Origin of the sequence: Nonomuraea maheshkhaliensis, from assembly GCF_039529435.1 — a bacterium.
GTDB lineage: Bacteria > Actinomycetota > Actinomycetes > Streptosporangiales > Streptosporangiaceae > Nonomuraea > Nonomuraea maheshkhaliensis.
On sequence record NZ_BAAAMU010000150.1, the window covers coordinates 1 to 7701 of the forward strand.

The 7701-nt window shown below is 72.2% G+C and carries 7 protein-coding genes; all 7 read right to left on the reverse strand.

What is annotated here, in order from left to right:
• Positions 1–63 precede the first annotated feature (63 nt).
• Genes ABFX54_RS49300 through ABFX54_RS49330 form a run of 7 tightly spaced genes read right to left on the reverse strand, consistent with a single transcriptional unit; the run spans position 64 to position 7542 of the window.
• Entirely contained in the window at positions 64–1203 is a 1140-nt protein-coding gene (locus ABFX54_RS49300) for an ADP-ribosylglycohydrolase family protein (RefSeq protein ID WP_346114100.1), read from the reverse strand.
• Positions 1200–2336: an ADP-ribosylglycohydrolase family protein gene (locus ABFX54_RS49305; protein WP_346114101.1), complete on the reverse strand. Its 1137-nt coding sequence runs from the start codon at positions 2334–2336 to the stop codon at positions 1200–1202. The genes ABFX54_RS49300 and ABFX54_RS49305 overlap by 4 nt, the downstream gene beginning before the upstream one ends.
• Before the next feature lie 6 nt (positions 2337–2342).
• Positions 2343–3434, reverse strand: coding sequence for an ADP-ribosylglycohydrolase family protein (locus ABFX54_RS49310; RefSeq protein WP_346114102.1), 1092 nt, complete (start codon positions 3432–3434; stop codon positions 2343–2345).
• Entirely contained in the window at positions 3431–4732 is a 1302-nt protein-coding gene (locus tag ABFX54_RS49315) for an ABC transporter substrate-binding protein (RefSeq protein ID WP_346114103.1), read from the reverse strand. The genes ABFX54_RS49310 and ABFX54_RS49315 overlap by 4 nt, the downstream gene beginning before the upstream one ends.
• Positions 4733–4742: 10 nt before the next feature.
• Positions 4743–5561, reverse strand: coding sequence for a carbohydrate ABC transporter permease (locus ABFX54_RS49320; RefSeq protein WP_346114104.1), 819 nt, complete (start codon positions 5559–5561; stop codon positions 4743–4745).
• Positions 5558–6472, reverse strand: coding sequence for a carbohydrate ABC transporter permease (locus tag ABFX54_RS49325; RefSeq protein WP_346114105.1), 915 nt, complete (start codon positions 6470–6472; stop codon positions 5558–5560). The genes ABFX54_RS49320 and ABFX54_RS49325 overlap by 4 nt, the downstream gene beginning before the upstream one ends.
• Entirely contained in the window at positions 6469–7542 is a 1074-nt protein-coding gene (locus tag ABFX54_RS49330; protein ID WP_346114106.1) for a LacI family DNA-binding transcriptional regulator, read from the reverse strand. Before ABFX54_RS49330 ends, ABFX54_RS49325 begins: the two co-directional genes overlap by 4 nt.
• Positions 7543–7701 lie beyond the last annotated feature (159 nt).

Sequence of the window (7701 nt, forward strand, 5' to 3'; positions counted from 1 at the left end):
CCTCGGCGGCCTGGCGCAGCTCGTGACCGACGAGGTCCTCCGGCTGCACCCAGGTGAGCCGGATCATGCGCCGTCGAGCTCGGCGAAGGCGGACTCGTGGGCGCGGCGGCGCAGCAGGTAGCCCTCGTGCACGCGGCGCGCCACGGCGGCGATGGCGCGCCCGGGAGCCACCAGGTCCGTGCGGCTGGCCGCCGCCACCTGCTCGATCCACTCCTTCGGCACGCCGCCCAGCCCGCCGAGCGCGCCCGCGATGGCCCCGCCCATGGAGGCGATCGAGTCGGCGTCGCGCCCGTAGTTGACGCCGCCCAGCACGGTGTCCCGGTAGTCGCCCTTGGCGATCACCAGGAACCCCAGCGCCAGCGGCAGTTCCTCGATGCTGTGCACCCGGCTCGGCCGCCGCGCGCCCAGCCCCTGGTCACGGTAGGTGTCGGCGACCGTGTCGTACGGCCTGATGGCCGCCCGCAGCGCCTCGAACGAGCCCTCCCAGTGCCCCAGACCGGCCGCGGCCTCGCAGACCGCCTCGATGGCGGCCCTGGTGCCGTCCTTGGCCAGGCGCAGGCAGGCGGACACCACGGAGTCGGCCGTGGCGCCCGGCCGCATCGCCTCGGCCACGGCGGCGGCCATCACCCCCGCCGCCTCCCGGCCGTAGCTGGACTGGTGCGCGCCGGTCAGGTCGACGGCCTCGGTGTAGGCGGCGTCGGGGTCGGCGGCGTTGACGATGCCGACGGGGGCGACGTACATGGCGGCGCCGCAGTTCACGATGTTGCCGACGCCGGCCTCGCGCGGGTCGACGTGCCCGTAGTGCAGCCTGGCCACGATCCACTTCTCGGCCAGGAAGATCCGCTGCAGCGGCAGCGCCTCGGCCTCCAGCTCGGGGATCCAGCGCCGCTCGTTCATCAGTTCGGGCACCAGGTGCTCGGCCATGGAGTAGGCGTCCAGGTGGCCGCCGGTCTTCTCGTAGACGCGGATGAGCGCGTGCGTCATCAGGGTGTCGTCGGTGATGTGGCCGTCGCCCTTGTGGTACGGCGCGATGGGCCTGGCGTTGCGCCAGTCGTCGTTGTACGGGGGCACGATGCCCTCGACGCGGCCCCCGTACCGTTCGACGATCTGCTCGGAGGTCCAGCCCTCGGTGGCGCCGCCCAGCGCGTCACCGACCGCCGCCCCCGCCACGCAGCCGGTCGCCCTGTCCTCAAGCGGCGTCATGCGATTCCCTCCAGTAGTTCGATCAGATCTCGGCCCGCCAGATCAGGCAGGCAACAACCGGACAGCGTACGGGCCGTGGCGGTCCACCCCTCCGGGATCGCTCCATAACCGCCGCAGGCGCCGGTCAACGCTCCGGTCAGCGCGGGCGCCGAGTCGGCCAGTGAGGCCAGGCAGGCCGCGGCGGGCACGGCCCTGGTGAACTCGCCTCCCGCCGCCTCGGCCAGCGCCAGCGCCACGGGCACGGTCTGCGCGGCGCCGACGCCGTAGCTGTAGACGTGGTCGAGCAGCGCGGCGTCCAGCGCGGGGACTGCGGCGAACGGGTCGCCCGCCTTCCTGGCGACCGACAGCGCCAGGCGGGCGTTGTGCCCGATGGCGGTGTCTTCGGGCAGCACGGCCAGCGCCGCCTCGACCGCCGCCGCCACTGCCCTCGCCGCCGGCCCCGTCACCGGCCCTGTCACCGGCCCCGTCACCGGTCCTGTCACCGGCCCTGTCACCGGCCCTGTCACCGGCCCCGCGCCGGGACCTGCACCGGGACCTGCACCGGATTCCGCAGCCGACGCCGGGCCTGAGGTCACGGCGGCGCTCACCGCGGCGGCCATGGCCTGGGCGGCGAGCACGCCGTCTCCGGCGTTCGTCACCTTCGCGTCCTCGGTGGGATCTCTCCCCAGGGCCCCGAACGCGACGGCCCTGATGGCGGCGGCGTCGTCGAAATGATGGGGATTGTCGTGCCCCGAGGCGGGCGGCTCGACCCCGTTGGCCAGGTTGTCCAGCGCGGTGGCCACGGAAATCCGCGCCCTGATCGGCGCAGGCGCGCCTGGCAGGCCGGCGCCTGGGCGCGACGGGACGAGGTCCCTGAACGCGTCCGCGCGCGGCCGATCGATGGTCAGCAGCGTCCACGCCAGCCACTCGGCGTCGTCGGACGGCCCGATCCGCAGCGGTGCGACGGGCTGGTTCAGCGCGAACGGCACCGGCAACGTGGTCACCTGACGCTCTTCCGCGAACGCGTCCAGCTCGCGGTGCAGGCGCCGGCTCCAGGGCGCGTGCAGGGCCGCGCGGTGCCTGGCCGCGGGCCAGCCCGCGGCGTCACCCACGGCGAGCCCGGCGAAGGCCCCCCTGATTCTGTCCCCCGACATGGTGTTCTACAGTCCTTCCGCCAGTTCGTCGGCGACGTCCAGCACGTGTCTTCCGGCCACGACGGGCAGGCATTTGCCCGTCACCGGTCCGATCCTGGCGGCCCAGCGGGCGGGCACGCCGCGCTCTCCCCGCGCGGCCCCGGCCACCGCTCCCGCGATGGCGCCGATCGTGTCGGCGTCCCGGCCCAGGCTCACCCCGAACGTCACCGACGCCTCCACCTCGCCGCCTCCCGCCAGGAAGGCGGCCAGGGCCAGCGCCACGGCCTCGGGCGCGACGTCGGTCCACGGGTAGTGCCGGACGACGACGGCCCGGTGCAACGCCTCGACCAGCTCCGAGCCGCCGGAGGCCGGATCGGCGGGGCCAGGATCACGGGGATCCAGGCCGCCCGGGTCCGAGCCACGCGAGCCCGCACCGTCCGGACCCGAGCCGCCCGGGGACGAGCGCTCCAGGTTCCGGCCGCCCGGGGCGGGGACGGACGCGAGGACGTCACGGACGCGTACCACGTTCCTGGCCGTCCACGAGTCCGCCGGGATCACCGACAGCGCCGCGGAGACCACCTCGTCCGGCGTGGCCCCGCCCATGGCGGCGGCCACCGCACCGGCGACCGCGCGGCCGCCGAGTATGCCCTCGCCCGACCCGCTGACCAGCCCGTCCTGCTCCACCAGCCGCGCCGCCTCCGCCGGATCACCCGGGCAGAAGATCCCGTACGGCGCCGCCCGCATCGCCAGCCCGTCCGACCAGCCGTGCGCGTGCACGAGCCCGGTCAGCGGGGGCTCCAGCCCTCGGCGAAGCGCTTCGACGGTGCCCAGCTCGGAGAACCCGGCTCCGCGCATGGGCCCCGCCACCCGGGGGATGATCTCCGCCCGGTACGCGGCCGCCACGTCCTGCGCGCTCAGGCCATGCCCGTGGCGGACGAGGAGGGACGCCGCGTAGATCGCGTATTCCGTGTCGTCGGTGCCGCCGCCCTCGATTTCGGTGAGCCGTCCCCACCGCCGCCGGATCTCGGCCGGCGTGAGGTTCTCGGCCGGGGCCCCGAGGGCGTCGCCGGCCGCCAGGCCGAGCAGGCACCCCCGGGCCCTGTCCCGCAAGGAAGTCACCGCTGGTACCGCTCCAGCACCTTGTTGCCGTCCTCGACGAGCTTGCTCGCCGCCTGGTCGAGGGTGATCTTGTCGGCGAAGTACTCCTGCAGCGCGGGCGTGGCGACCTTGGTCTTCCACTCGTCGAACCCGTTCACCTTCAGGAACGGCGCCACGACGAGGTCCTTGGCGGAGGCGGTGGCCACGTCCCAGCCGTTCTCCTCGGTGGTCATGGCCGGGTCGGCGGCGGCCTTCTGGGAGGTCGGCAGCAGCCAGTCGCCCTTGGCGAGCTTGGCCTGGTTGGCGCCGTTCAGGAAGAACGAGATGAACTTCAGCGCCTCGTCCGGGTGCTCACTCTCCTGCGCGACCGACAGCGTCTGCGAGACCGCGCCCTGCTGGGCGCTGGTGCCCTTGGGCGCGGGCAGCGTCACCCACTCGAACCCGTCGGGCGCCTGCTCGGCGACCTGCTGGCGCAGGTAGACGCCGGCCGGCAGCAGCGCGAACTTGCCCTTGTAGAAGGCGGGCAGCGGGTCGGCGGTGCCCTGGCCGAGCGCCGCCGGGTCGGCGGACTTGTCCTTGTAGAGCTGGTCGTGGATGCGCTGGAGCACCTCGCGCTCCTCGGGGCCGACCTTGACGGTGGTCTTGCCGTCGGCGGTCTGGAAGAAGGTGCCGCCGAAGTTGAGCGCCAGGTTGAGCGTCTTGTTGACCGGCGACTTCATCGGCCAGGCCACGCCGAACGTGCCGCCCTTGGTCATCTTCTTGGCCGCCGCGGAGAACTCGTCCCACGTCCACGGCTCGCCCGGGGCCGGGACGCGCACGCCGGACTCGTCGAGCAGCTTCTTGTTGGCGATGATGACCTGCGACTCCTGGAGGAACGGCACGCCGTACACGCCCTGCTCGCCCTTGCCGCCGTCGAAGGTGACGGTGTCCCAGGCGGCCTGCGGGATGTCGCTCTTCAGCTCGGCGGGCAGCTTGTCGCTCAGGTCGAGCAGGTAGCCGTCGGAGGCGAAGCCGGCCAGCGCGGGCGAGTCGTTGTGGATGACGTCGGGCGCGGTGCCGCCGGCGAACTGGGTGACGAGCTGGTCGTTGACGTTGTCCCAGCTGCCCTGGACGTAGGTGACCTGGATGCCGGGGTTGGCCTTGTTCCACTCGTCCACGATCTGCTTGTTCGCGGCGACGGACTCCTTCTGCCAGGCCAGGCTGAGGAAGTCGAGCTTGACGGGCGCGCCGGGCGAGGACGACGACTCGCCGCCGCCCCCGCCGCACGCGGCGGCGAGCGTGAGGACGGCCACCGCCGCCAGAGCGGACTTGATTCGCATATGAGGCCTCCTAGCCCTTCACGGCGCCGGCCATCAGGCCGGACTTCAGGCGCCGCTGGATGATTGCGAAGAAGATCAGGCTGGGGATCGTCGCCATGAGCGACGCCGCGGCCAGCGGCCCGAGCCTGGCCACCCCCTCGGGGCCGGTGAACCTCACCAGCGTGAGCGGGAGTGTCATGACGTCGGGGTCCTGCAAGATCACGAGTGCGAACATGAACTCGTTCCAGGACGAGATGAACGAGAACAGCAGCGTGGCCACCACGCCCGGCGCGAGCAGCGGGGCGACCACGCTCACGATCGCCCGCACCCGGCTCGCGCCGTCCACCGACGCGGCCTCCTCAAGCTCGGGCGGCACGGCGCGGACGTAGCCCTGCAACATCCACAGCGCGAACGGCAGCGTGAACGTCACGTGTACCAGCACCAGGCCCGGCAGCGTGTTCACCAGGTCCAGGTCCCGCAGGATCATGAAGAGCGGGATGATGATCAGGATGAACGGGAACACCTGGCTGACCAGCACCCATCCGATCGCGATCTTGTTGACCAGGCCCCGGTAGCGCGCCATGGCGTAGGAGGCGGGCAGCGAGATGACCACGGTGATCACGCTGGCGAACAGCGCCACCACCAGGCTGCGCGTCGCCGCCCCGACCAGGTCCTGCTCCCCGAACGCGTCGGAGAAGTTGGCCAGCGTGGGCTCGCGCGGGATCCACGTGGGCTCCGTCAGCGCCATCTCCTGGGGCGTCTTCAGCGCCGTGGACAGCAGCCACAGCAGCGGGAACGCCAGGAAGACGACGTACGCGACCAGCGCCACGTACTGTGAAACGCGTTTCACCTGACCTCCCTCATCTGCCGCCACAGGTACAGCCCGAGCACCGCGAGCACGACGATCGCCATGGCGAGGCCGAGCATCGAGGCGTAACCGGCCATGCGGTAGCGGAACGCCTCCTCGTACGCGAACAGCATCGGCAGCCGCGTGCGCCCTCCCGGGCCGCCCTGGGTGAGCACGTAGACCAGCCCGAACTGGTTGATGTTCCACACGAAGTCGAGCGAGGTGATCGCCACGATGACCGGCCTGAGCTGCGGCAGCGTGATGCTCCAGAAGCGCCGCCATGAGCCCGCGCCGTCCATCTCACCGGCCTCGTAGAGCTCCTTGGGCACGTTCTGCAGGCCCGCGAGCAGCACGACGGTGGTCTGCGGCATGCCCGCCCAGACGCCCACCACGATGATCGCGGGCAGGGCGAGCGAGAAGTCGGCCAGCCAGTTGACGTGCGTGCCGAGCAGGTCGTTCAGGATGCCGGCGTCGGGGTGGTAGACGAGCTTCCACATCAGGCCGATGACCACGGGCGGCATCGCCCACGGCACCACCGACAGCACCCGGGCCACGGCCCGGCCGCGCAGCTTCTCGTTGAGCAGCAGCGCCAGGCCGAGCGCGGCGACGAACTGCAGCACGGTCACCGAGACCGACCAGATCGCGCCGATCCGGAACGAGGACCAGAACTCGTCGTCGGCCAGCAGCGCGGTGAAATTCTCCAGGCCCACGAACTCGGTCTGGTGGACGCGGGTGTTGCGGGCGTCGGTGAAGGCCAGGCCGATGCCGTACAGCAGCGGGCCCATGCTGAACAGCAGCACCGGCACCATCGCCGGCAGCATCAGCAGCCACATCTCCCGCGTCTGGCGCGAGGGCCCGCGGCGCCTGGCGCGCGACCGCCGGGGCGGCGCCGCTCTCGTCTCGGTCGCGGTCACGCCCCGCCCTCCTTCCCGCCCGCGTGCGTTTCGCCCGTGTACTTTCCGTCGGTGTACTTTCCGTACGCCGGGCCCGCCGTCGAGGCCCGGACCGCGAGGCGGGGCGGCACGGTGACCACCCGGGGATCGCTCTCGCCGCCCTGGAGCCGTTCGAGCAGCAGCTCGGCGGCGGCCTTGCCGCGTTCGGCCGACCCGAGCGAGACACTCGTCAGCGACGGCCAGGAGGCCGCGGCGAGGTCGGTGTCGTCCATGCCGACCACCGCCACGTCTTCGGGCACCCGCCGGCCCGCGGCGCGCAGCACGTCGAGCGCGCCGAGCGCGATCAGGTCGTTGGCGCACATCAGCGCGTCGATGTCGGGCCGGGCGGCGAGCAGCTCGGCCACCGCGCGGGCCCCGTCGGCGCGGTAGAAGTCGCCGATCCGGACGAGGTCCTCGTCGTAGGGCAGGTCCAGGTCTCCCAGCGCCTCCCGGTACGCGGCGCCGCGGGCGGCGCCGGGCACGGTGTCGAGCGGGCCGTTGACCAGGGCGATGCGGCGGCGGCCGAGCGCGTGGAGGTGGTCGAGCGCCAGCCTGACGCCGGTGCGCGAGTCGGCCCGTACGTTGTCGACGCGGGTGCCGTCGGGCACCGAACCGATGATCACGACCGGCGCCCTGGCCGTGGCCAGCATCCGCAGATGGGCCTCGGTGACCCGCAGCGGGACCATGATCAGCCCGTCCACGTAGCGCTCGCCCAGGCTGTGCAGCACGGCGATCTCGTCCTCCACGACGGCGTCGGTCGAGTGGAGCACGAGCCGGTATCCGGCGGCCTTCAGCACCGGCTGGATCTGGCGCAGCATGGCCAGGTAGGCGGGGTTGCCGACGTCGGCCATGGCGAAGGCGACCTGGTGGGTGCGGCGCGACTTGAGCGACCTGGCCACGGCGTTGCGCACGTAGCCGAGCTCGTCCGCGGCGGCCATCACCTTGCGCACGGTCTCCTGCCTGGTCGGCAGGCCGTTCAGGACCCGCGATACGGAGGCGATCGAGACACCGGCGCGCTCGGCGATCGTGTTGATCGTGGGTCCGTCGGCCAAGGCTGTCCTTCCATCGTGCGTAAACGTTTACGGTCATCCGCCTGTAAACGTTTACGGTGTGGAGGACATGAAACCTGGATGTAACTTGCAGGTCAAGTCACGATCACATAACACCAGGTCAGCGGTCTTGAACACAAGTCCGTCACGTCCGGCCGCGCG

Bases quoted from the DNA above. Each gene is read 5' to 3' on its own strand.
- ABFX54_RS49300 (WP_346114100.1), bottom strand. From the start codon at position 1,203: ATGACGCCGCTTGAGGACAGGGCGACCGGCTGCGTGGCGGGGGCGGCG.
- ABFX54_RS49305 (WP_346114101.1), bottom strand. From the start codon at position 2,336: ATGTCGGGGGACAGAATCAGGGGGGCCTTCGCCGGGCTCGCCGTGGGT.
- ABFX54_RS49315 (WP_346114103.1), bottom strand. From the start codon at position 4,732: ATGCGAATCAAGTCCGCTCTGGCGGCGGTGGCCGTCCTCACGCTCGCC.